A 26,991-nucleotide genomic window follows, 5' to 3' on the forward strand; every position below is an offset into this window, starting at 1 on the left:
TCACTAACTCGCAGCGGAGTCAGGCTAACCGTCCCTGGATAGGAGAACCTATCCATTTAGGCTAAACGAATCGCACACCGGAAACGATATTATCCATCGCGCAACAGCCGGCAAGCATACCCACCGACGGCAACAAGCAATAAGCCCAGCGAGGAGATAGCGTATAACAAAGCCATGCCAGCACCCGCACCTGTCCCCAGAATTGGGCCAAAAATAGCTGCTAAAAAACCGGACGGTTGCATGGCGGGTTCAAAGACGCGATCGGCAAGTGGCCCTGCGATCAATAAACCGATCGCAGACGCCAATTGCACGATAACTGCTCTGGTAGCAAAAACGCGCCCCTGTACTTCTGGTGCGACTTTCGCCAACCAAATCGCCTCGTTGGAACTGCCGAGGATGGGGAAATTGAAAGACGAACAAAATTGAGCGGGAATCCAGATAGAAAGGGCCTGGCCGAAAGCAAAGACTATTTTACTCAAGCCCGCGCCTGCCATGCCGAGCAGAAAGCCCCGGATTCGGCGTTTGGGGCCGCCCCATATACTGACGATCGATGCTCCTAAAACGCCGCCGGCGCCGGCGGCTGAAAGGATAGTACCGAGGATTCTGGCATTGTTGTCGGTGCGTGCCAGAATCATCGGTGAGTAGAGGGCCGCGCCGATGTCGTGAGCGAACCAGAATAGCGACACGGACACCAGCAAGGCAAGCAGGCTGGGACGATCGACGATGTAGCGGAATCCGAAGCTGAGTTCTTGCCATAGGTGAAAGCGAGTCGCTTGGGGATTGGAAGCGATCGCGGGCTGTGGTATTTTGACAGATACTAGGGTGGCGATCGCGATTGTAAAAGTTGCCAGGTCGATCGTAAAAATCCCGCCGGGCCCGATCGCAGAATAGAGAATCCCCGCCAGTGTCGGAGCAATAATACTCGCGCCGTAATTTGCCAAAAAACTTAAACTGCTAGCGCGGCTGTAATGCTTTTCTGGCATCATTGTGGCGATCGCTGCTGAGTAAGCTAACTGCTGAATTTGGTCAAAAATTCCGTTAATCGCAGCCGCTACATATATATGCCATATTTGCAGGTTTTGGCTGATATAAAGTAATAGGATAGTGAGCGTTAACAGAGCTGAAACCGCATCACCTATCCCCATCAAAAATTTTCGATTCCAGCGATCGACGAGAATGCCAGCAACCGGAGCGAGCAAGATGCGCGGCAATTGAGTAAAAAACATCAACAAAGCCAAAGCTGTCGCTTGACTGGTAGAGTCCCAAATCCAAATAGTCAGCGCAAACGCGGACATAGCGCTGCCAATCATCGAAGCAGTTTGTCCGAGCCAGAGTTGAATAAATTTTTGCATTAAAGAAGCGATTGATAGGATTTAAAATTGAGAGAATCGGGGTTTTTAGGCAGGAGAATGACCGAAAGCATCCAGGATACAAGCCTCCGGATTCATTCCTTCGCAGACTCAGGACCCAGAAATAAAAAACCTGTATCCGAGAAACTTGCCGAACGTATTTATCTCGCGCAAGTCAATGCTTCAATCTAAAATCGAAAATCGAAAATCGATTGACACCCGCATAAAACCACACATTGCTCTCATTAAAACCAAGGCCATTGCTGGCTAAGGGGAGATAATTCTTCATATTGCTGTCTCGCCTCCTTGCGGTAAAATTTCACCAAATGCCGCTGTCGCCACATCAGTACGCCCGTAACAAACAGTACGATCGCTGCTAATCCTGCGATCGTGTGTACAAGTCGCAAGTAAATTCCGCCATAGCTGCCAATATGTAGCGGATAAAGCGAGTTGAGAATTCGATTTGCTACAGAAGCTGAATTTACACTATCAGCCTGTAATATTTCGCCACTGTATTGGTCGAGATAAATGGTGCTAATCCCGTTTGGGTGCGGATCATTGGGAAATTTTTTCCGTACTTTAAAAGTTGCTTCAGGCTTCAAAGGCAGAGAAATAAAAGTAGTTTTAGCTTCCGGCCAAACGGTATTAACTTGGTGTAATATTTCGTCAAGGTTTTGCCTCGAACTGCTAGAGTGGGGATGAGAAGTCAATGCTGGCTGTGGCTTTTCATTCGTTAGCCAATACAGAGTCGATTCAACCGGCGCGTAAAAAATTATCGCTGTCCCTGTAGCGGAGATGAGTATGAGAAAAGCGACCGATACAATGCCCGAAACGTTATGTAAATCAAATACAGTCCGCTGCCAGTGAGCTTTCCAATTAATTGAAAATCCGCGAGCCAAATTGCGCCAACCAGTCCACAATACCAAGCCACTAAAAGTTAGTCCTAGCATTACTATACCGCAAATACCTACAACAAGATGACCGAATTCTCCTCCCGCTAATTCTGCGTGTAACGTAAAAACCAAACCTGTAAAAGTTTCTTTCCCAAGGCGCGCACCCTTAATTTCTCCACTGTAAGGATTGACATAAACGCTAACTACTTCCTCACTCTTTGACAGCATCGAAACTTGGCAAACTTCCTTGGCTGATCGCGGCAGCAAGATACTAAGAGCTTGATTTTGCGGATAAGCTTTTTCGACAATATGCAGGACATTTTCCAGCGGTATTCGTTCGGCTTGAGGAATTACTTGCAGGAGTTGGGGATTGAAGAACCGCTCGATTTCAGGCCCGAAAACCAGCAAGCTGCCCGTTAAAGCAATTACTGCTAGAAATATTCCTACCACCAACCCCAAATACAAGTGCAGTTTGAATGCGAGTTTGCGGAACTTCATCTCGAAATTTTTCTCAAAGCCGTTAACTGTTCTCATTAAGGTAAAACTGATAGTCCGACAGGGAATTCATTCCCTGTCTCAAAGCTAAAGTCCTCGCTATGAGGACTGAGAAAAATACTTTTTAACTCATTAGTCCTCTTGAGAGGACTTTAGCTATTAGACAGGGGTTTCAACCCCTGGCGGACTGGCGGACTAGCGGGTGGCCGCGAGGACTGGCAGACTAACAGCTTAAATTGACACCAATGGGTTCTTGGAGTGTCCCTACGGGGGATATTGAATCTACTTCATAAACCTGCAATCTGCTGTAATTACCAGTTAAGGCGGTAATTAACACTGAGAGTCAAACCTCTGCCTGCATAATTAGCGCTGTCCGATCCAAATCCAGCTAAGTATTGGGAGATCACGGGAAAATATTGATTATTCAATAAATTCTCGACTTTGACTTGTAGCAGCCCCGATCCAATTTTAACCGCGCTGACGTAATCCAGTGTGAGATAGCTGCTAATCGGGCCGCCATCCGAGCCGTCTTTGAAGGCTTGATCGCGATTTCCAGAATATAATAACTGTAACCGATTGTTCCATCCCGGCAAAGTTTCGTTTTGAACATAAGCTGTTAGCTTGAGGGGTGGAATTCTGCTGCTATCGAGGGCGATGTAACGGTTGTCCTCCTCATATTCGCCATGAAGATAGGTAGCAGTCCCGCCGATCGACCATGCTCGTGCAGGTTGCCAATCCACAGTCCCTTCTAAGCCGTAAATGCGTTCTGGGGCGCGGATTAGTTCCAGGCGACCTGTGTTGCCAACTGGTTGAAAACTGATGCCTAGATCGGAGGTATTGTAAAAAGCGGCAAGCGACATTTGCACGGATCGCCACCCTCCTCGAATGCCAATTTCGTAGCTGTTGACTTTTTGCGGTTGAGTTACTTCTAACGAGGATTCAATTCCCACAAAATCGTCGGGGGGTTGGCGGAGAATGCGGCCAAAATCTGGAACTGAGAAACCTTGAGAAAAGTTGCCAAATACGTTGAAGGTGTCATTAATTTTATAGACAGCCCCTGTATTAAATAGGGTGGCGTTAAATTTGCGATCGCCTCCTTCGATCTGGCGATCGTTAAAAGTGGTATAATCATTGACGTTTAACCCGACGCGTTCGTGACGTATCCCCCCACTTAGAATCACGATATCGTCAATATTCCATTCCAATTGACCGAAAAAGCCAAGGCTGTTGTAAGTGTAAGGAGGGACGAAAGGACGCTCGGAAATTTTCCGGTAAACCCTGCCACCACTTGCGTCAACTCTCTCTGGGTCGTACAGGTCGAAACGCTGTTTGCTATCTTCAGTAACATAGTCTGAACCCCAAGTTAATCGAAGATTTTCGGCACTGGATAAAGGAGTGGTGACCGCAAGCCTTCCTCCTATTTGTTCGTTCTCGGCTCGCGAACGAGCAACGCCGACAAACGGGCCAAAGAAATCGGACGTGCGAAAATCAGAGGGAACACTTACATTGGAATTCGTTCGATAGTAAATTTGACTTTGAAGGCTGCTGCCAAAAAGGTTTTGGTTGGTGTAACTGAGGTTGAGCTGTGTACTTCTATTTCCCGGTGTTTCCCCGTCAATATCCAAATCTCCGGTTCGGATGGCGCGGGCTTTTTGCCGTCCTTCCTGGTCGTCAACACTAAAGTCTGGAATCACATTGGGATCTTGAGTTTCCCGATAGTGATTGACAGTTAGTTGCAGCCGCTGGTTGGTGTCCAAATCTACCCCGACTTTGCCCATCACGTTGAAGAGGGTGCTGCTATCTCCGCCGAGTTCAAAATAGGGAATGCGCGAGCCTTTGGCATCGTAAAAAGCTCCACTTCTAGAGAGCGAGACAGTGCCCGTCAGATCGACATTGCCACTTCGGCCAGAAACCGTCTGCTGAGCGTTAAAGCTTAGAGCATCATCCGTGTTTGTTAAACCGCTACTGACGCCCACTTCAGTAACAGCACTTAGCCTTTCCTCAGTTGGCCGACGAGTAATAATATTAACCACGCCACCTGTAGCCTGAGCGCCGTAGATTGCTGTAGACCCCCGCACTACTTCAATGCGTTCGATCGCGCTGGGATCGATGTTTCTAAATTCTCTGCCAAACGATTGAAGATTGGTCGTTTGTGGCACGCCGTCAATCAGAACGGAAACATCCCTACCCCGCAAAGTTTGTCCATAAGTTGTAGTAAGTTGAGTCGGAGGCGCGAAACCGGGAACCTGATTTGCCAGAGCTTCCCCGATATTTCTCGATTGCCCTACCTGCTGCTGAAGTTCTTCGGAGTCTACCACCGTTATAGAGCGTGGCACGTTGGTCACTCTTTCGGCAGTTCGTGTTGCAGTGACGACGATTTCAATCGGGTCTCTCCCCGCCGGTGGTGTCCCAGGTGGCTGCGCTGTAGGCGGCAAGGGTTCTCCGGGTGTTCCAGGTGGCTGCGCTGTCGGCGGCAAGGGTGATCCGGGTGTCCCAGGTGGCTGCGCTGTAGGTGGCAAGGGTTCTCCGGGTGTTCCAGGTGGCTGCGCTGTCGGCGGTAAAGGTTCTGCAGGTATCTCTACCGGCTGCCCTGTCTGTGGGAAGGGTGCTGCAGGTGCCCCCGGCCGCTGTGTTGTAGGAGCAGGTGCCCCCGGGCGAGCCGTCATCTCCGAGGTGGGTTTTAAGCTGAGAATCAGACCCGCAGCATTAGGAATCACCCGTGCCACTGGTTGACCCCTCTCGCCAACGACTTTGATTCGGATGCTGTTGTTATCTAAAGGAGTAACGGTGACAGAAGCAATTCCGGCTGCAGGCTTGTCTTGACGAAACTCATTTCCCCCCGGTAGTCGCAGTTGAGCGGTGATGACATCAGCTTGTAAAGTTTCGCCAAAGCTGGCGCTGAAGACTTGCAGGGGTCTTCCATCTTCAGTATCTAGGATGATTTCAATGCCTTCTGACGTGGGCTTGAGGCGAACGCCCGTCACCTGCGCGATGTTGGAAGCGCACGCCGACTGAGCGACTAACGCCGACACGACTCCTGCCAGCCCAAGGCTATTTAATAATTTCTGCGATCTCTTCATTACTATTTAATCAACAATTAATGGAACTTCGGATATGTGGTTTGCGTTGCTTGCACAACAAAATGTGTGAGTGAGAGCGTTGCTGCTCTTCTCTGGCTCCTAAAACTGACCTGCGGAAGATACGACCTAGTTGTCGGGCGCAGTTCGATCCGATTCTCCCGTCGCTAGCAGCCTTTGTCTGGGAACACAGCAGGCGCGTGAGGGCGAAAGCCTCAGTCCGGTGGCGCTCTGGACGATCGCCCACGGTTGGCACCTTCCTCGGTTAAAGGAAGTAGCCACTGGGTGCTTAATGAGAAAGTGCCTTAATTAGATAACAGAGCACTTGCATCTGTCAAGAGTTAACTAATGAAAATTTATTGCAGTTTAAGATAGGGGGTCTCACCCCTCTGTCGAGTTACACGCCACTTGCCTATTATGGTTGTTTGTCAGGGCTAGACAAACGATCGCCTAAAATGCTATGGCAAGAGTTAGAAAATATTGTCATATAGGGAAGGATAGGAGTCAATAAAGTTTTTCAACTACTCTTGACAATAAATATCATCTAGCCTACTATGCTTAAAGTCGATAGCCGTAAAGCCCCTGAAGCTGATATCGAAGCTGGCTCGGACCCAAATCGCCCCGGAGCCATTGCCGAACAGCCCGATCGACAACAAAACGTGAAAAGAAGCGCTAATACACGGATTGAAGACTCAAACGCGCTGATGAGAGACTCGTAACGCCCGACAACTGTTCACAGAAAGTCTATGTGGAAAGAATTTGGCGGAACTGGTTGGCGTACTGCAAACAAGATTTATTAGGTAAAAAGAATCGATGAGTGACGCAAGAATTGAGGGAAACCAACTCACCGAAAGTTGTACGAATTTAGTAGAACTCCTACAAAACAGAGCACTACACCAACCAGAGCAGAAATATACATTTCTGTTAGACGGAAAAACTGAAACCGCGAGTTTGACTTATCGAGAGTTAGACGCGATCGCCCGATCGCACGCCGCGCGACTTCAGACATTGGGAGTCACTGGCGAACGAGCCTTACTGCTTTTCCCGCCAGGATTGGACTATCTCGCCGCCTTTTTTGGATGCTTGTACGCCAAAGTTATCGCCGTTCCCCTCTATCCACCGAAGCTGAAACGGAATTTAGCGAAAATTAGTGCGATCGCCCTAGATGCAGGAGCAACAGTTGCGATCGCACCCGCGCGACACCTGGAAAATTTAGAACAGCTATGCGAACAAGCGCCGGAACTCAAAGGGCTGCGCTGGCTGAGTGCAGAGGCGCTTTCGGATGACGGCGAAAAGTGGAAGCAGCCACCCATCCATCCCGACGAAGTAGCTTATCTTCAGTACACTTCCGGCTCAACCTCCACCCCCAAAGGCGTAATGGTGAGCCACGCCAACGTTTTGTACAACATCGAATACATTCACCGAGGCTTCGATCACGATGCCGAAAGCGTTGCCGTAACGTGGCTTCCCCCCTTTCACGACATGGGGTTAATTGACGGATTGCTCAAACCTTTGTATCTGGGAATTCCCTCTTACTTCATGCCGCCAGCGGCGTTTATTCAGAACCCGATGTGCTGGTTGGAAGCGATTTCGCGCTACAAAGCTACCCACAGCGGCGGGCCAAATTTTGCTTACGACTTGTGTGCTAGCAAAATCAGCAAAATGTTGCTAGCACAATTTGAGGATGATTATTGTGGGGTAGGCGTCGGGCCTGCTGTGAAAATACACCGGACGGGCGGGACGCCCATCCCACAAAACAATCAAAATCATCCCGCTATTATGCAGCGCGAAATCTTGGGCGATGGGCAAAAAATGCTCGACTTGAGTAGTTGGCGCGTGGCCTATAACGGTGCAGAACCCATCCACAAAGAAACCCTAGAGCGATTTACCAAAGCTTTTGAGCCCTGCGGTTTTCAGGCCGATGCCTTTTGTCCTGCTTACGGAATGGCAGAAACTACGCTAAAAATTGCCACGGTTCGCAGCGGGACAACACCGACTTTCTTACCTGTTGACGCTGGGGCGCTGGAAAATAATCACATTGTAGAAGTTGTCGAAGGCGAGGGGGGCGCGAGAACTTTAGTCGGCTGCGGTTTCCCTGAATTTGGCACTAAAGTTGCGATCGTCAATCCCGAAACTCTGACACAATGTCAGCCGCAACAAGTCGGAGAAATTTGGGTAGCTGGCGAAACAGTGGCGCGAGGCTATTGGAATCGCCCAGAAGAGACAGAAAAAACCTTTCAAGCATATCTTTCAGATACCAGCGAAGGGCCATTTTTGCGAACAGGAGATTTAGGCTTTTTACGCGATCGAGAACTGTTTATTACAGGGCGACTCAAAGATTTAATTATCATCCGAGGTCGCAATCTTTACCCCCAAGATATAGAAAGAACAGCAGAACGCAGCCATCCCAGTTTGCGGCCGGGGGCGATCGCGGCATTCTCGGTGGAAGTCGCAGGCGAAGAACAGCTCGTTATCGTGCCAGAATTACAATCTCGCAAAGCGCCGGATAATGCCGAGGAAATTATCAGCGCCATCCGCGAACGCATTGCTCAAGAATATGAAGTGCAAGTTTATGGAGTAGTGCTGATTAAGCCCGGAAGCATTCCGAAAACGACCAGCGGTAAAATTCAACGTCGCGCCGCCTATGCTGACTTTCTAGCTGACAATTTGGAAGTTGTTGCCAGTAGCATTTTAGAGCTAGCTGATTCGGTAGAAATCGACAATCAACTAACGCGAGAAATTCTGCTGACAGCCGAGTTAGAAGAACGGCAGCCGCTGCTTGAGGCTTACCTTTGGCAGCAGGTAAACCGCCGGGGAATTCATTCCCCGGCTAATAGCCAAAGTCGGCTAAAGCCGACTGAAATCGATCGCCCACTCAGTAGCTTTGGACTAGATTCTTTAAGAATTTTTGAGTTAAAAAATCAGATAGAGAGCGACTTTGGCGTTACTGTATCGGTTGCCGATTTGTTTGAAGATAGGAGCATTGCTCGACTAGCAGTGCAAATTCTAGAGCAACTGACAGGAAATACCAAAGCAGTCGTCCCAAGGCCAGTTTCTCGCCTACAAAATATTCCCCTGTCTTTTGCCCAAGAGCGCTTGTGGTTCTTCGACCAATTGGAACCCGGAAACCCGTTTTATAACCTCTGCGGTGCAGTTCAGATCACAGGGCAACTTAATGCAGAAGCACTTAGGAAAAGTATTGAGAAAATTATCGAGCGACACGAGATTTTAAGAACTGCGTTTGCTGGTGTTGAAAAAGAACAGATACAAGTTATTTTTGATGCGAAAAGTTTCCCATTACCGCTGATAGATTTGAGCCATTGCTCCCCTGCGGAACGCGAGAAAAAAGCGCAAAAAATGTCGGCGGAAGAAGCACAATTGCCCTTTAATTTAACTCAAACTAATCTGATCCGTGCCAAACTTCTACGTTTATCTGAAACAGAACATACCCTGCTTTTATCTGCCCACCATATCATTTTTGATGGATGGTCTTTGGGCGTATTTTTACGGGAATTAGCGGCATTTTATGAAGAATTTACTAATAAGAGTTTAGCCGATATTCCACCTCTGCCAATTCAGTATGCAGACTTTGCAACTTGGCAGCGCCAACAAATGCAGGGAGAAATATTAGAAACTCAACTTACTTACTGGAAGCAGCAGTTAAGTGGCAGCGCAGCGGTGCTAAATTTACCAACAGACTTTTCTCGTCCCGCTGTTCAAAGTTACAAGGGAGGTCGGCAATTATTTGAATTGCCAGAGCACTTAACCGAGGCAATTAGGCAATTGAGTCGCCGCGAAAAAACTACTTTCTTTATGACATTGCTGGCGGCATTCAAAACACTGCTTTACCGCTACACGGGCCAAGAAGATATCCTCGTCGGTTCACCAATTGCCAGCCGCAACAGCAGCGAAACCGAATCATTAATTGGATTTTTTGTCAATACTTTAGTCCTGCGATCTGACTTAAATGGAAATCCCACTTTTCGAGAGTTGCTGAGTCGAGTGCGAGAGGTTGCATTAGGCGCTTACGCGCATCAAGATGTACCGTTTGAGAAGTTGGTAGAAGAATTGCAGCCGAATCGAGATTTAAGTCACTCGCCGTTATTTCAGGTGATGTTTGCCTTTCAAAATGCCTCGGAATTCGCCTTAGAATTGCCGGATTTAAGCCTGAACTGCCAACAGATTCACAGCGGCACAGCCAATTTCGATTTAACCTTGGAATTAGAAGCCACAGCAACGGATATTAGAGGCTGGTTTGAATACAGCTTAGACTTATTTGAATCGGCTACAATTGCGCGAATGGCAGGACACTTTCAGAACTTATTAGAAGGCATCGTGGCGAATCCCTCCGCGCGTCTATCAGATTTGCCCCTGCTTGCAGAAACAGAACGCCAGCAACTTCTATTTGAGTGGAATAACACTGGGATAAATTACTCCCAAAATGAGTGCGTTCACCGTTTGTTTGAAGCGCAGGCTGCGAAAACACCTGATGCGGTTGCGGTGCAATTTGAATGCCAAAGTTTGACTTACCAAGAATTAAATATTCGCGCGAATCAACTTGCCCATTATTTGCACTCTTTCGGCGTAAAACCAGATGGGATAGTCGGCGTTTATATGGAGCGATCGCTCGATGCGATCGTCGGGATTTTAGGCGTATTAAAAGCAGGCGGCGCTTATTTGCCCCTCGATCCCATCTATGCTAAAGAACGCCTTATTTTCATGTTAGAAGACGCTGGCGTTCAGGTACTGCTAACACAAGCAGAATTAAAAGCAGAAACGCCAGCCCAAAATAATATCTCTGTGATTTGCTTGGATGCAGAATGGCAGACGATCGCTCAACAAAACAAGTCAAATCCTGAAAGCGCCGTTTTGCCAGAAAACCTAGCTTATATCATATATACATCCGGGTCTACCGGCAAGCCAAAAGGAGTGATGGTGCAGCATCAATCTTTGGCGAATTATACCCAAGCTGCAAGTGTCGAATATGGCATCGAACCAGGCGATCGCATTCTCCAATTCGCTTCCCTCAGCTTCGACGCCAGCGCCGAAGAAATCTATCCCTGTTTAACGCGAGGCGCAACATTGGTACTGCGCGGAAATTCCATGTTAGACAGCATTTCTTCCTTCCTGAAAAAATGCCGGGAATGGCAAATCACCGTCTTAGATTTACCAACCGCTTACTGGCGCGAATTAACCGCCAGACTCAGCACCGAAAAAGCAGAATTTCCCCCATCAGTGCGCTTGACAATCATTGGCGGAGAAGCAGCGCTTTCGGCGTCGCTGAATCAGTGGCAAAAGTGCGTTTCAGAAAAAGTACGACTTGTCAATACTTACGGCCCCACAGAAACAACAATTGTCGCCACTTGGTGCGACTTTTCCTCCTCTTGTTCTCTCCCCTCTGCGCCCTCTGCGCCCTCTGCGGTTAAAAACTCCCCAAAAACCTTGCCGATCGGACGCCCAATTCCAAATGCCCGCACCTATGTACTCGATGCTAACTTGCAACCAGTTCCGATCGCAGTCCCCGGCGAACTATATATCGGAGGTGCGGGCGTTTCCAGAGGCTATCTCAACCGTTCAGAGTTGAATCGAGAAAAATTTATTCCCGATCCTTTTAGCAGCAAACAAGGCGTTCGCCTTTACAAAACAGGCGATTTAGTCCGCTATCTCCCCGACGGCAATTTAGAATTTCTCGATCGCACAGATCGCCAAGTAAAAATTCGCGGTTTCCGCATAGAGTTAGGAGAAATCGAATCCACACTCAGCCAACATCCAGACGTGCAAGAAGCAGTCATTCTCGCACGTGACGAAGATTCAGGCGGAAAGCGTTTAGTTGCTTACCTCGTTTTAAACTCAGCACTCAGCATTGGCAACTCCGCACTGATTAAAAATCTGCGCTCTTTTCTCCGGGAACAACTGCCAGATTATATGGTTCCTGCCAGTTTTGTGTTTTTAGAAGCCATGCCATTAACGCCAAACGGCAAGGTAGATTTCAAAGCTTTTCCCGCACCGGAAACCAACAGTTTAGATGCAGATTTTATCGCTCCTGAGACTTTAGAAGAACAAGTATTAGCGGAGATTTGGGCTGAGGTTCTGGGTTTAAAACAGGTGGGAATTAATGACAATTTCTTTGAGTTGGGAGGTCACTCTTTGCTGGCAACTCAACTGATTGCCAAGGTGCGCGATCGCTTTCAAGTCGAGCTATCGTTGCGCTGCTTGTTTCAATCCCCCACAGTCGCTAGTCTAGCAGCGACGATCGCGGAAACTAAAAGCGAGCCAGATCGACAACCTATTAAATTACTGCCGACAATCGCCCCCGATCCTCAAAATCGCTACAAACCATTTCCGCTCAATGAAATGCAGCAGGCTTACTGGATCGGGAGAAATAGCTTCTTTGAAATGGGCAATGTGGCCATTCACGGCTATGTAGAAATTGAAAGCGACTCGTTAGATTTAGAGCGGTTTAGCCTCGCGTGGCAGCGAGTTGTACAGCGTCACGATATGCTGCGGGCGATCGTACTTCCGAATGGACAGCAGCAAATTCTGGAAAACGTACCCGCTTATAAAATTGAGGTTTTGGATTTGCGATCGATCGATCCAGAGGTTGCGGGCGAAAAACTCGAAGCAATTCGCGATCGCCTTTCCCACCAAGTGCTACCGCTCGATCGCTGGCCGCTGTTCGAGATTTGCGCTTCGCAAATAAACAATCGCCGCATCCGGCTCCACATCAGCATTGACGCCTTGTGCATAGACGGCTGGAGTTTTCAAATTTTGTTTGGCGATTTGGTAAAGTTTTACCGCAATCCCCATAGTGCGATCGCGCCATTGCAACTGTCTTTTCGCGACTGCGTGTTAGCGGCGATCGCTTTAGAAAACTCCCCATTTTACCAGCAATCCTTAGATTACTGGCGCACTCGCCTCAAAACCCTGCCACCAGCACCGGAATTGCCCCTCGCCAAACACCCGAATTCCTTAACGCAGCCGCGATTTAAACGCTGGAGCGATCGCTTAGACTTGCAAACCTGGCAGCGCCTCAAAACGCGCACAGCTCGCGCCCGCCTCACTCCTACGGGTTTATTGCTCGCCGCCTATGCGGAGGTTCTGTCTCTGTGGAGCAAAACGCCTCGGTTTACCCTCAACGTGCCGCGCTTTAATCGCCTTCCTCTGCATCCTCAAATTGAGGAAATTATCGGAGAATTTGCCTCATTTACTCTGCTAGAAATAGATAACTCAAAGCAAGAAAGTTTTGAAGTACGAGCCAAGCGATTGCAAGAACAGCTTTGGCAAGATTTAGAGCACCAATATGTGAGCGGCGTGCGCGTTTTGCGAGAACTCGCCCAAGCGCAAGGTACAACTGCAGCGCTGATGCCAGTTGTGTTTACGATCGATCCGCAAAACGCGCCTGGGGAAGATTCCTCTATCTTTTCTCTGATTCAAGAATTGGGAGAATTGGTGCACATTATTGGTCAAACTCCGCAAGTTTGGATCGACGCGCAATTTACCGAAACCGCTGAGGGGATGTCTTTTAGCTGGGATGCGGTGGAAGAACTTTTCCCGCCAGGGATGATTGACGATATGTTTGATGCCTATTGCCGCCTATTGCAAAGCCTCGCCAATGAAGAGGAAACTTGGCATAAAACGGTGCAGTTTCAGCAAGCCTTTACTAACACCATTGAGGCACCGATTCCCGATGGATTGCTGCACGAATTGTTTGCTGAGAAAGTCGCGTCGCGATCGCACGAACCAGCCATCATTACGCGCGATCGTACCCTCACCTACGAGGAACTCTATCGGCGATCGAATCAAGTCGGTCATCGCTTGCGAAATCTCGGAGTTCGCCCTAATCAATTGGTTGCCGTCGTCATGGAGAAAGGATGGGAGCAAATAGTCGCTGTCCTGGGAATTCTAGCCTCTGGAGCCGCTTATTTGCCTATCGATGCGGCGCTACCAAAAGAGCGGATTTGGTATTTGCTGGAAAATGGTGAAGTTGAGATTGTTTTGACGCAATCTCAGTTAAATCAGCGATTGGAATGGCCGGAAAATGTGCGGCGAATTTGTCTTGATACTGAGGAATTAGCAACAGAAAGCGGCGAAGCTTTGGAATCAGTGCAGGAAGCGGAAGATTTAGCGTATGTGATTTATACTTCCGGCTCAACTGGCTTGCCGAAAGGCGTGGCGATCGCCCATCGCGGTGCAGTCAATGCGATCGCTCAGACCAACCAAGTGTTTAATGTGGCCGAGTGCGATCGCGCGATCTCCGTCACCGCACTGCACCACGATATGTCGGTTTACGATATCTTCGGCATCCTAGCAGCCGGAGGAGCGATCGTCATTCCCGATGCCGCCCAACGGCTAGACCCCGCTCACTGGGCGCAATTGATGGTAAAAGAGCGCGTCACCATTTGGAACTCGGTTCCCCCGATGATGGAAATGCTGCTCGATTACGCTGGCGGACGTTCTGAAGTGTTGCCAGAGTGCTTGCGCTGGGCGTTTCTCGGCGGAGATTGGATTCCAGTCACACTGCCTCAGAGGTTAAGGGCGATCGTCCGTGAATGTCGCGTTGTCAGCGTTGGCGGGCCAACCGAAACTACCCTTTGGAACATCTGGTATCCGGTAGAAACTGTTGACCCTTCTTGGAAGAGCATTCCTTACGGATCGCCGATCGCCAATACACGCTATTACATTTTGAATCAAAGGCTGGAAGACTGTCCTGTCTGGGTTGCTGGCGAGATGTGCTGTGCCGGAGTTGGACTGACAAAAGGATACTGGCGGAATGAAGAAAAAACCCGCGCCAGTTGCCTCACGCACCCCGTCACGGGCGATCGCTTGTACCGAACGGGAGATTTAGGGCGCTTCCTCCCTGACGGCAATATCGAATTTTTAGGGCGAGAAGATTTCCGCCTTAAAATTCGAGGATTCCGCATCGAAGCCGGAGAAATTGAAGCTGCTTTGAACGAGCACCGGGCAGTGCGATCGTGTGTAGTAACGGCATTCGGGGAAGATCGCAGTCAGAAACGGTTAGTGGCGTATGTGGTTCCCCAACAAAATGCAGCGCCAGAAACTTGCGAATTGCGACAATTCCTGAGTGAAAAACTGCCCGAATATATGCTGCCATCTGCATTTGTCATGCTGGAATCGCTGCCGCTATCTGCCAATGGCAAAGTCGATCGCAAAGCTCTGCCCGCACCGGATGCCGCCTTCCTTCCGAAAACCTTTGTCGCGCCTAACACCCCGGTTGAAAAAGTTCTCGCAGGCATCTGGGCTGAAATACTCGGAGTGGAAAAAATCGGCCTTCACGACAACTTTTTCATCGATTTAGGAGGGCACTCCCTACTAGCCACGCAAATCATCTCAGCCGTGCGCGACACCTTCGGGGTAGATGTCCCCATGCGCTCTTTCTTCGAGTCGCCCACGGCATCCGAGCAAGCCGCGGCCCTGGTGGAAAATCCCGCGCAGCGAGAGAAAGTTGAAAATACCGCTCAATTGCTGCTGAGTCTTGCGGAACTTTCCGATGAAGAAGTAGAGCGAATGCTAGCCGAGAAAATTTCTCTCCCCGATCGGGAATTGACGATCTCCGCTTTTTCTAGTTATTAATCCCAGAAATTAAGCCAAAACAAACAAAAGCCCAATGAGCTATTTGAAACTATCTGCAAAAAAACGCGCATTGCTGGAAGTGATGCTGCGAGAAAAGGGGGTAGAATCCTCAAGCGATCGCAGAATTCCTAGAAGGAAAGAAGGCGACTCGATCCCCTTGTCTTTCGCCCAGCAACGGCTGTGGTTTTTCGACCAATTCGAGGCTGGAAAATCTTTCTACAATCTCCCAGGCGCTATCCGGCTCAAAGGCAAATTAAATGTGGCTGTGTTGGAGCAAACTTTCAACGAAATCGTCAACCGGCACGAAGCTTTGCGATCGACCTTTACTGAGGTTCAGGGACAGCCCGTTCAAGTTATTGCTCCCCCTGTTTCTCGCCTGCTGCTGCCAGTAATAGACCTGCGAGAAGTGCCCCAGAGCGATCGAGAGGCAGCCGTAAAGCAGCTATCTGCAAAGGAAGCGCAACAGCCCTTTGACTTAGAACGAGGCCCCTTGCTGGGAACCTCTTTGCTACAGCTTAGCGAAGAAGAATACGTCCTGCTGCTGACGATGCACCACATCGTTTCAGATGGCTGGTCGATCGGAGTGCTGGCGCGGGAACTGGCGGCAATTTACGAAGCCTTATCCGCCGGAAACCAACCCCAGCTTCCAGAGCTTCCCGTGCAGTATGCCGACTTTGCGATCTGGCAGCGCAACTGGCTCTGGGGCGAAGTGCTGCAAACTCAGCTTGCGTACTGGAAGCAACAGTTGGAGGGAGCGCCTCCGTTGCTGGAACTGCCTGCCGATCGACCCCGACCTCCAATTCAGACATCAAACGGCGCAACCCAGTCGCTATTGCTGTCTCAGGAGCTGACAGCCGCCCTCAAAAACCTCAGCCAGGGGGAGGACGTTACCCTGTTTATGACGCTGCTGGCGGCCTTTAAAGCGCTGCTTTACCGCTATACAGGGCGGACAGACTTGCTAGTCGGCTCGCCGATCGCCAACCGCAACCGCGCGGAAATTGAAGGGCTCATTGGCGTATTCGTCAATACGCTGGTGTTGCGAACTGACGTTTCCGGCGATCCTACTTTTCGAGAATTGCTTCAACGCGTGCGCGAGGTGACTTTGGGAGCCTACGCGCACCAAGACTTGCCCTTTGAGAAACTGGTTGAGGAACTGCAACCCGATCGCAGTCTGAGTTATAACCCGGTATTTCAGGTTATGTTCCAGTTGCAAAATAACCCCATGCCGCCCTTGGATCTGCCCGGATTGACTTTAAGTCTGCTCGATGTCGAAACGAATACGACGCAGTTTGATTTGAGCTTGGATTTAGAAGAATTGGGGGAAAGGCTGCAAGCCTCAGTGGAATACAGCACGGATTTGTTCGATCGCGCCACCATTACCCGGATGCTCGGACACCTGCAAACCTTGTTGGAAGGTATCGTCCCTAATCCAGAGCAGCGCCTCTGGAGCTTGCCCCTGCTGACTGCTGTCGAAAAGCAGCAATTGCTGGAGTGGAATAATACTTTTGCCCAGTATCCCCAGGATAAGTGCATCCATCAGTTATTTGAGGAGGCTGTCTCGCGATCGCCTGACGCTGTGGCAGTGGTGTTTGAAGGAGAAGAACTCAGCTATAGGGAACTGAACGCCAGAGCAAACCAGTTGGCGCGCCACCTGCGCTCTCTGGGAGTGGAGCCAGAAGTGCTGGTGGGAATTTGCGTCGAGCGATCGCCCTTGATGGTAATCGGCTTGTTGGGCGTCCTCAAAGCGGGCGGTGCTTACGTCCCACTCGATCCAAACTATCCTAAAGAGCGCTTGGCTTTCATGCTAGAAGACTCTTCAGTGCAGGTGCTGCTGGCGCAAGAAAAGCTGCTCGAAAAACTTCCCCCACACTCGGCGCGTGTTGTCTGCTTGGACTCGGGCTGGGAAGAAATTGCTTTTTACAGCTCAGAAAACCCTCGCAGCGGCGTAAAGCCAGAAAACCTGGCCTACGTTATCTACACGTCAGGCTCTACAGGAAAACCCAAAGGCGTTTTAATCGAACATCGATCGCTAGTCAATTACACGACGGCTGCGATCGCTGAATATGGAATAGAAAAGCGCGATCGCGTTTTGCAGTTTGCCTCTATTAGTTTCGATGCCAGTGCCGAAGAAATGTACCCCTGCCTGACTTCGGGCGCAACACTCGTATTGCGTACTGATTCCATGCTGGATTCAGCGGGTGTATTTTGGGAAAAGTGCAGGACTTGGAAGTTAACTGTTCTGAGTTTGCCGACAGCCTACTGGCACGAACTGACAGCCTTATTGAGCCAAGAAACCTTGGTACTTGCCCCGTCATTACGCTTGACAATCATTGGCGGAGAAAAAGCGCTCCCCGAACGATTGAAAACTTGGATTGAGCGTGTAGGGCAACAAGTACGTCTGGTGAATACTTACGGCCCTACAGAAGCCACTGTGGTGGCAACGATATGCGAATTATCGGCAGCCGACGCCACATTGAGGGAGTTGCCGATCGGGCGCCCTATTGGCAATGTCCAAACCTACATCCTAGATTGTAACGGGCAGCCTGTACCCACTGGCATTCCGGGCGAGTTGCACGTCGGCGGCGCTGGTTTGGCACGGGGATACCTCAACCGTCCCGAGCTGACGGCAGAAAAATTTATCCCCAGCCCCTTTAGCAATGAACCTGGTTCGCGCCTCTACAAAACTGGAGACTTAACTCGTTATCGACCTGATGGCAACATCGAATATGTCAGTCGCATTGACAATCAGGTGAAAATTCGCGGGTTCCGCATTGAGCTGGCAGAGATTGAGGCGGCACTCTCCCAGCATCCGGCAGTGCTCGAAAGTGCGGTTTTGGTGTGGTTCGAGGCAAACGCTCGCAAGCGTCTCGTCGCTTACCTCGTCCCCGACGCCCGCCTAGGGGCGGGCACGGGGGCACCGCCCCTACAGTTATCTTCTAGCGAGCTGCGTCAGTTCTTGCAAGAACGCTTGCCAGAGTATATGGTGCCGTCTGCCTTCGTCCTGCTGGAATCGCTGCCTTTAACAAACAACGGCAAAGTCGATCGCAAAGCCCTTCCCGCACCCGATCGCGATCGGCCAGAACTCGAAGAGGCATTCGCCACGCCAAGCACAGCTATTGAGAAAATCCTGGCAGAAATTTGGGCGCAAGTATTGGGGTTAGAACAAGTAGGAATTGACGACAATTTCTTTGAATTGGGCGGCGATTCTATCCTCAGCATTCAAGTAATTTCTCAAGCCAATCGAGCGGGGTTGCGACTCACTCCAAAACAACTGTTTCAACACCAAACCATTGCACAGTTAGCAGCCGTCGCCGATACAACTGGAACCCAACAATCGGAACAGGGATTAATCATTGGCGACGTTCCTCTGACACCAATTCAGCACTGGTTTTTTGAGCAAAATCTCTCCGATCCACACCACTGGAATCAGGCGGTGCTTTTCGAGTTGCGACAACCTCTCGAACCTGCATTAATTGAGTCAGTTTTGCAAGAATTGCTGAAGCACCACGACGCGCTGCGCCTGCGTTTTGTGCAAGGAGAATCTGGCTGGCAGCAGGATCTCGCCAATCCCGACGAGATTGCTCCGTTTACCTGCATTGATTTGTCGTCGCTACCTCCAGAAGAACGAGAAGCCGCTTTCCAAACCGCCGCCACTCAGTTGCAAGCCAGTTTGAATTTGTCAGAGGGGCCATTACTTCGCGCTGCCCTATTTGACTTCGGCAAACATCAGCCAAATTGCTTGTTATTGGCCATTCATCACTTAGCGGTTGATGGGGTTTCGTGGCGAATTTTAATTGAGGATTTCCAGACGGCTTATGGGCAAATTAGCCGCGGCGAAACAGTCGCGCTCCCGCCCAAAACAACCTCATTTAAGCAGTGGGCAGAACGCTTGCATGAGTGGGCGCGATCGCCCGAATTGCAGGCAGAGTTCGATTACTGGTTCGCCCTTTCTCACCAACCAACTTCTCGCTTGCCGGTGGATTTCCCAACCGCAGCTAATTTAGTTGCATCTGAAAAGACAGTATCCGTTGCTTTGAGTGTTGAAGAAACAAAACTGCTCTTACAAGAAGTACCTGCCGCTTACCGCACTCAAATTAATGATGTATTGCTAACTGCTTTAGGTCAAGCATTTGAACGCTGGACTGGCAATAACTCACTTTTACTTGACTTAGAAGGTCACGGGCGCGAAGATATATTTGAGGGAGTAGATTTGTCGCGCACAATCGGCTGGTTCACATCTGTTTTTCCCGTCCTGTTGAATTTAAAAAAACCTGCCGATCTAGGAGCAGCAATTAAATCAGTGAAAGAGCAATTACGCGCCGTGCCTAATCGCGGCGTTGGTTGCGGTGTCCTAGAATATTTAAACCCAGAAAATGTAAAGAATTTGCACAAATTGCCGCAAGCTGAGGTAAGCTTTAACTATCTCGGACAGTTTGACCAAGTGCTGCCGAAATCTTCATTATTTATGCTGTCATCCGAGCCTGTTGGCCCCCTTCGCAGCCCGCGCGGAAATCGGCGTTACCTGCTGGAAATTAACGGATTTGTTGCCAGCAACAAGCTGCAATTAGATTGGACGTACAGCGAAAGCATTCACCGACGAGAAAGCATTGAAAATTTAGCAACCGGCTTTATAGAATCACTGCGATCGCTAATTCAATACTGTCAGTCCCCCGACGCCGGTGGCTGCACTCCTTCTGACTTTGCAGAGTTTAAGTGGAGCCAGTGGAACCAGGACGATTTAGACAACATTACCGCAATTTTGGCAGAGCTTTAATATGACCAAAGGCAATATCGAAGATTTTTATCCCCTCTCCCCAGCGCAGCAGGGCATTCTCTTTCATTCCCTTTACCAGCCAGAATCGGGCGTATATTTCGGGCAACTGCTGTGCGTCTTGCGCGGCGATCTCAATGTTTCTGCGTTGAGAAATAGTTGGCAAAAAGTTGTAGAGCGACATCCCATTTTGCGGACTTGTTTCCTGTGGGAAAAATTGAAAGAACCCGTGCAAGCGGTGCGTAAGCAGGCTGCATTATCTTGGCAGCAGATGGACTGGCGATCGCTCTCGGCCTCCGAACAACAACAGCAGCTAGAAATGTTCCTAAAAGCCGATCGCGAGCAGGGCTTTGACTTGAAATCAGCTCCCTTGATTCGCATTACACTGGCGCAGTTAGAAACAGATAGTTTTCAGTTTATTTTGAGCCACCACCACTTGGTTTTAGATGGGTGGTCGCTGGCGATCGTGCTTGAGGAAGTTTTTGCATTTTATCAAGCCTTCTCCCAGGGCGAGGAATTGCACCTCAAACGCCCTCGCCCTTATCGGGATTACATCGCGTGGCTGCACCAGCAAGATTTATCTGCGGCGGAGTCATTTTGGCGGCAAACTCTCAAAGGTTTTGCAGCTCCAACTGCGATCGGCCGGGGCAATATTGTCGCGGGAAACCGTTTAGAAAGTAGTGGCGAACAGCAGGTGATATTTTCTGCAACAGCCACCGCCGCACTGCAATCTGCCGCGCGACAGCATCAGCTAACATTAAATACCCTCGTACAGGCAGCTTGGGCGCTACTTTTGAGCCGATACAGCGGCGAGGAAGATGTGGTTTTTGGTACGGTTGTCTCCGGGCGACCGCCAGAGTTAATGGGTGCTGAATCGGTAGTGGGGCTGTTCGTAAATCCTCTGCCAGTGCGCGTAAAAATTGACCCACAGGATTCTATTTTATCCTGCTTGAAAGAACTCCAAGCGCAACAAGTTGAGGCGCGACAATATGAGTACAGCCCCCTCGTTGAGGTGCAGGGGTGGAGCGAAGTTCCTCGGAGTTTACCTCTATTTGAGAGTTTTGTCGTTTTTGAAAATTATCCTTCGGATGCTTCTTTGCAGGAGAAGATTCAAAACTTAAAAGTAGAGAATATTCGCTCCTGGGAAACAACGAATTATCCTCTAACCGTGATGGCAATGCCCGGTGCCCAATTGACGCTAAAAATTGGTTACAGTAGCAGCCTCTTTGAAGACGCTGCTATCGCGCGAATGCTCGGACACCTGCACACTTTACTGGAGGAAATGACTGCCAATCCTGAGCGGAAACTGTCAGAATTGTCCCTATTGAGCGCCGCCGAACGCCAGCAATTACTTGTCCCGTGGAACGACACCCAAGCGGATTATCCCAGAAATTCCTCAATTCACGAATTATTTGCCGCGCAAACAGAGCGAACCCCAGATGCAGTGGCTGCAATTTGCGAAAATGAACAATTGACTTACCGCGAATTGAATGCCAAAGCCAATCAAATCGCGCATTACCTGCAATCTCTAGGCGTAAAACCCGAAGTTTTGGTGGGAATTTGCTTAGAGCGATCGCTGTCGATGCTGGTGGCCATTTTGGGCATTTTAAAAGTCGGTGCCGCTTACGTTCCTCTCGATCCTGCTTATCCCCAAGAACGCCGATCGTTCATGCTGGCCGACGCAAAAGTTCCGGTGCTTTTGACTCAAAAAAACCTCCTAGAAACCCTCCCCGAACACAGCGCTAAAGTCGTCTGTATCGACGCCGAATGGCAGGAAATTTGCCGCGAGATCGATCGCAACCCCGCTGTTAAAGTGGAAGCTGAAAACCTCGCTTACGTCCTCTACACTTCCGGCTCGACAGGCACTCCCAAAGGCGTACTCGGCACCCACCGAGGCACAGTCAATCGCTGTTTTTGGAACCCCTACCCTTTTATCGAATCTGATATTTGCTGTCAAAAAACGTCCTTAAATTTTGTCGATTCGGTTTGGGAAATCTTTGCTCCTTTGCTGCATGGGTTGCCCACTGTCATTATTCGCGATCGCTCCGTCAAAGATATTAACCAATTCCTTCAAACCTTATCAAAGCAAAAAGTAACCCGACTGGTACTGGTTCCTTCTTTGTTGCGCGCTATCTTAGATGCTTTCCCTGATTTAGACAGGCGTTTGCCTCAATTAAAGTATTGGATTTGCAGCGGAGAAACTCTGCCGATCGAACTTTGCCAGCAATTTCGAGAGCAGATGCCCCAGCGGGTATTAATCAATCTTTATGGCTCTTCTGAAGTAGCTGCGGACGTGACGTGGTACGATGCAACTCACTGTGTCGAAAAAGTGCCAATTGGTCGCCCGATCGCCAACACGCAAATTTATCTGCTCGATCGCAATTTGCAACCCGTTCCGATAGGAGTTCCCGGCGAGATTTACGTCGGGGGCGATGGATTGGCAAAAGGCTACTTAAACCGCCCCGACTTAACCTCGGAAAAATTCATTTCTAACCCGTTTGGGCAAGAAAAATTAGATTTTGTCGGTAATTATCATCAAAAACTTTTGTTCAAAACAGGCGATATCGGTTGTTACCTGCCGGATGGTAATATAGAATTTCTGGGTCGGGGCGATTCCCAAGTAAAAATTCGCGGTTTCCGCATCGAACTCGGAGAAATAGAGGCAGCACTTTCTCAACATTATTCTGTGTCCACCGCTGCTGTTTTGCTTCAGGAAAATGCACCGGGCAGTCAACGCCTAGTCGCTTACCTAGTTCCTAACTCAGGGTTCAGAAATCAGCACCCAGAACTTATTTCCGAACTGCGTTCATTCTTGAAGCAAAAACTGCCCGATTACATGGTGCCTTCAGCTTTTATGCTATTAGATGCGCTGCCACTAACGCCCAACGGAAAAATTGACCGTCTCGCCTTATCTCAAAGGTGCGATTACGTTTCTGATGAAACAGCATTCACTGAGCCAAAAACGCCCACAGAGAAAGAAATTGCTGAGATTTGGACTGCTATTTTAGGGATAGAAAAAGTAGGAATTAACCAAAACTTTTTTGACCTCGGCGGTCACTCTCTGATGGCAACACAGTTAATATCGCGAGTGCGATCGTGCTTTGGGGTAGAGTTAGCACTGTGCGATTTTTTTGCTGCTCCCACCATTCAGAATTTAGCTGAACTAATCGAGGAAGAAATTCTGGCAAACGCCGATGCTAACCAGATAGATGAATTGCTCGATCTCTTAGAAAAAGTGGATGAAGAGTCAGCACAAACTGTGATGGTGGCTGAGTAAATATCGGGTGGGTCAAAAAACACAAAAAGCCCTTTGCTCCTTAAGGGTTCGGTGGGTAATTGGAGATTTAAAAATCCCATTTAATATCCATTCCGGTTGTATCGGAATGATTAAACCGCAGAGGACACAGAGGATACAGAGAAAGGGAAGAGAGAGATGAATAATTCCGATGTTAACGAATTTGATATAACAGGATAAATTCGCATGAGTAAACTAACAGTAAAAGCCACAAAGTCTCAAGAGGTAATGCAGCAATTAAAAGCCTCTGTTATCCCAATTGAAGAAAAGTTAATGGAGCTATTCAGTGCCTCAGAAAAGTCATTTTTGGCAGAAGAAGCAATGGAGGAGCGAATTTCTGCCCTAGTTCAAGACTTTTTGTACGCAAAAACCGCTAGTACAGATATTGACTTAGAGTTAATTATTCAGCAGTTTAGGGAAAACAAAATTCCCGCCCTTCCTACAGATGTTGGGAATTATATCGATGATTTGACCCAAACCCTCGTTGCTCATTCCATCCACACATCTTCCCCGCGATATATCGGTCACATGACGAGTGCACTTCCCTATTTTGTGCGCCCGATCGCGAAGCTTGTAACCGCGATGAATCAAAATTTAGTCAAGATGGAAACGGCCAAAGTTTTAAGCCCCTGCGAGCGCCAGACTTTGGCAATGATGCACCGATTAATTTACGATTTTTCTGAGGATTTTTATAATCAGCACATTCAAAAAAATGATAGCACGCTCGGTATCATGGTAACGGGCGGCACCCTAGCTAATATCACCGCCCTGTGGTGCGCTCGCAACGCTTCTTTAGGGCCAAAAAATGACTTTGGTGGCATTGAAAAAGAAGGCTTGTACGCAGCTTTAGAATTTTACGGCTACAAGGGAATGGTGATAATCGGATCGAGTTTGATGCACTATTCTTTTGAAAAAGCTGCCGGTTTATTAGGCATTGGCGATCGCAATCTCCTAAAAATCCCCACCGATTCCAATCACCGGATGGATTTGGCAGCGCTGCGCCAAACTGTGGCCGAATGTCGCGATCGCAACCTGCACATTCTGGCAATTATCGGTATCGCCGGCAGCACCGATTCGGGAAGTATCGATCCGCTACCAGAAATAGCCGCGATCGCCCAATCCGCAAACGCTCACTTTCACGTCGATGCCGCGTGGGGCGGCCCCGTGCTTTTTTCCCAACGTCACCGGCACAAATTAGCAGGCATTCAACTAGCAGATTCCGTCACCATAGATGGACACAAACAAATGTATTTGCCAATGGGAATCGGCATGGTTTTATTCCGCAATCCCCAAACCGCCAAAGTTATTGAAAAAAACGCACCCTACACGGTGCGAAAAGACTCGATCGATCTAGGCAAGCGCTCTCTCGAAGGCTCTCGATCGGGTGCGAGTTTGTTCTTGCAAGCCGCCTTGAATATCATCGGCCATCAAGGCTATGAGTTTTTGATAGATGGAGGCATCCATAAAACGCAGCACTTAGCCAATTTACTTCGGGAAAATCCAGCCTTTGAATTGCTGCTAGAACCAGAAATTAATATTCTTTTATACCGCTACATTCCAGAAACCTTCAGGGAAAAAGCAGCCAAAAAACAACTAACCGAAGCAGACAACCACTTCATTAATGAATTTAACGAGCGCCTTCAGGAGGCCCAGCGGCAAGCCGGTCACACCTTCGTCTCGCGAACAACCTTACAAAACACCTGTTATGGCAAAACCATTCCCATTGTTGCTTTTCGAGTCGTCCTTGCCAACCCCCTTACTACTGAAGCAGATATCAATTTTGTTTTAAATGACCAGCTAAAAATAGCAGCAAAACTTTCCTTAACTATCACAAACAGCGACCACTGCGAGGAAGTGAATTATGATGTCTACTAATCGTTCAGAACGACTAAAAAACCTCTCGCCCCAGAAGCGAGCGCTCCTCGTCAAAGCATTGGGCAAAGAGGCAGTACAGGCTGAGCAATCTAAATGTATTCCCAGGCGATCGCAGCCAAATTCTGCTCCCCTTTCTTTTGCCCAGCAACGGCTGTGGTTTCTCGATCGATTGTCTCCCGAAAACCCTGCCTACAACCTTCCGGCTGCTGTGCGGTTGCAAGGGCAATTGAATTTGTCGGCACTGCAACAAACACTCAATGAAATTGTCAGGCGTCACGAAGTTTTACGAACTGCTTTTGCAGAAATGGACGGGGAACCTGTTCAACTGATTTCTCCTTCCTTGGATTTCGCTTTGTCGGTAGTAAACTTGCGACATTTACCAGAAACTGAGCAGCAAGCTGAAATTGAGCAGCGTACTTTAGAAGAAGCCCAACGCCCCTTTGACTTAACGCGATCGCCCTTACTGCGAGGCACTTTGCTGCAACTTAGTTCGGCAGAATATGTGTTGCTGCTGACGATACACCACATTATTTCTGATGGTTGGTCTATGGGGGTATTGGTGCGAGAAGTGGCCGCACTTTATGAAGCTTTTTCCACTGACAAACCCTCTGGGCTGCCTGAACTTTCCGTGCAGTATGCCGACTTCGCCAGTTGGCAGCGGCAGCATTTCCAGGGAGAGAAATTAGAAAAACAGCTCGCTTATTGGAAACAGCAATTGGGAGGCGATTTAGCTGTGCTGTCAACAGATAAGCAGCGCTCTCCCGTGCAAACTTTCCGAGGATCGCAGCAATCTTTTGTGATTTATGCTTCTTTAACTGAGAGACTGAAAGCGCTCAACCAGCAACAAGATGTCACCCTATTTATGACGTTGTTGGCAGCATTTCAATCCTTGCTATCCTGCCAAATAAAGCAAGATAACCTCGCTATTGGCTCTCCTATTGCCAATCGCAACCGCCTTGAATTAGAGGAACTAATTGGATTTTTTGTCAATACTTTAGTGCTGCGAATTGACACGGCAGGTAATCCAACTTTCCGCGAACTACTCGATCGAACACGGGAGGTAGCGTTAGCAGCTTACGCTCACCCGGATGTTCCTTTTGAAAAGCTCGTGGAGGAATTGCAGCCGGAGCGAAATCTCAGCTATAACCCGCTGTTTCAAGTGTGGTTTGTACTCCAGAATGCACCCATGCCACCCTTGGAGTTAGCTGGTTTGACCTTGAGCATTCTGGAATCCGATGTCGGTATGTCGAGACACGACTTAAGCCTCACTCTCTGGGAGGATTCAGAAGGAATTCAAGGCTTATTTGAGTACAAAACAGACTTATTTGAGGCTGCGACTATTGCCCGAATGGTGAGAGGTTTTCAAATCCTCCTCAACCAGGTAGTCATTCAGCCAGATATCAGAATCGACGAGTTGGCAGAAATTCTTGCCGAAGCAGAAAGGCAGCACCAAATCGAGCAGCAAAAACAAATTCATCTTTCGGGAATTCAAAAATTAAAAATGGCTAAACGCAAAGTTATGAAGAGTTGAAAAGGATGGCTCATATCAATTCCGGTTGCATTAGAATGATTAAACCGCAGAGTACGCAGAGAACGCAGAGGAAGAGAACAGAGAGATGAATAGTTCCGATGCTAACGGATTTGA

At 48.9% G+C, this 26,991-nt stretch carries 9 protein-coding genes; 6 read left to right on the forward strand and 3 right to left on the reverse strand.

Annotated features, from left to right (window positions below; translation table 11 throughout):
* Positions 1-89: 89 nt before the first annotated feature.
* From QUB51_RS05150 to QUB51_RS05160, 3 genes are all read right to left on the reverse strand, one after another.
* Entirely contained in the window at positions 90-1,352 is a 1,263-nt protein-coding gene (locus tag QUB51_RS05150) for an MFS transporter (RefSeq protein ID WP_333053478.1), read from the reverse strand.
* A 242-nt stretch (positions 1,353-1,594) separates the two neighbouring features.
* Positions 1,595-2,776 carry a PepSY-associated TM helix domain-containing protein gene (locus QUB51_RS05155; RefSeq protein WP_333260281.1) on the reverse strand — a complete coding sequence of 394 codons (1,182 nt, stop codon included), beginning with the start codon at positions 2,774-2,776 and terminating at the stop codon, positions 1,595-1,597.
* Between the two features lie 272 nt (positions 2,777-3,048).
* A complete protein-coding gene (locus QUB51_RS05160; protein ID WP_333260278.1) occupies positions 3,049-5,817 on the reverse strand; it encodes a TonB-dependent receptor domain-containing protein in 2,769 nt (922 codons plus the stop codon).
* A 551-nt stretch (positions 5,818-6,368) separates the two neighbouring features.
* Between QUB51_RS05160 and QUB51_RS05165 the strand changes: the two genes are divergently transcribed.
* The 6 genes from QUB51_RS05165 to QUB51_RS05190 all read left to right on the forward strand — a co-directional run bounded on the left by QUB51_RS05165 (position 6,369) and on the right by QUB51_RS05190 (position 26,877).
* Positions 6,369-6,533 (forward strand): hypothetical protein, encoded by a 165-nt coding sequence (locus tag QUB51_RS05165; RefSeq protein WP_333053475.1) that lies wholly within the window; start codon positions 6,369-6,371, stop codon positions 6,531-6,533.
* Positions 6,534-6,627: 94 nt separating this feature from the next.
* Positions 6,628-15,405, forward strand: coding sequence for an amino acid adenylation domain-containing protein (locus tag QUB51_RS05170; protein WP_333260274.1), 8,778 nt, complete (start codon positions 6,628-6,630; stop codon positions 15,403-15,405).
* A 34-nt stretch (positions 15,406-15,439) separates the two neighbouring features.
* The gene (locus QUB51_RS05175; RefSeq protein ID WP_333260271.1) at positions 15,440-20,179 is read left to right on the forward strand and encodes an amino acid adenylation domain-containing protein; all 4,740 of its coding nucleotides are present in this window, start codon (positions 15,440-15,442) and stop codon (positions 20,177-20,179) included.
* A 1-nt stretch (position 20,180) separates the two neighbouring features.
* Positions 20,181-23,453, forward strand: a complete 3,273-nt coding sequence (locus QUB51_RS05180; RefSeq protein ID WP_333260268.1) for an amino acid adenylation domain-containing protein — start codon at positions 20,181-20,183, stop codon at positions 23,451-23,453.
* A 204-nt stretch (positions 23,454-23,657) separates the two neighbouring features.
* Positions 23,658-25,346, forward strand: a complete 1,689-nt coding sequence (panP, locus tag QUB51_RS05185) for a pyridoxal-dependent aspartate 1-decarboxylase PanP (protein ID WP_333053470.1) — start codon at positions 23,658-23,660, stop codon at positions 25,344-25,346.
* Positions 25,333-26,877, forward strand: coding sequence for a condensation domain-containing protein (locus QUB51_RS05190; RefSeq protein ID WP_333231391.1), 1,545 nt, complete (start codon positions 25,333-25,335; stop codon positions 26,875-26,877). Before panP ends, QUB51_RS05190 begins: the two co-directional genes overlap by 14 nt.
* The last annotated feature ends 114 nt before the right edge of the window (positions 26,878-26,991 follow it).

Source organism: Microcoleus sp. AT8-A3, from assembly GCF_036705675.1.
Classification (GTDB): domain Bacteria; phylum Cyanobacteriota; class Cyanobacteriia; order Cyanobacteriales; family Microcoleaceae; genus Microcoleus.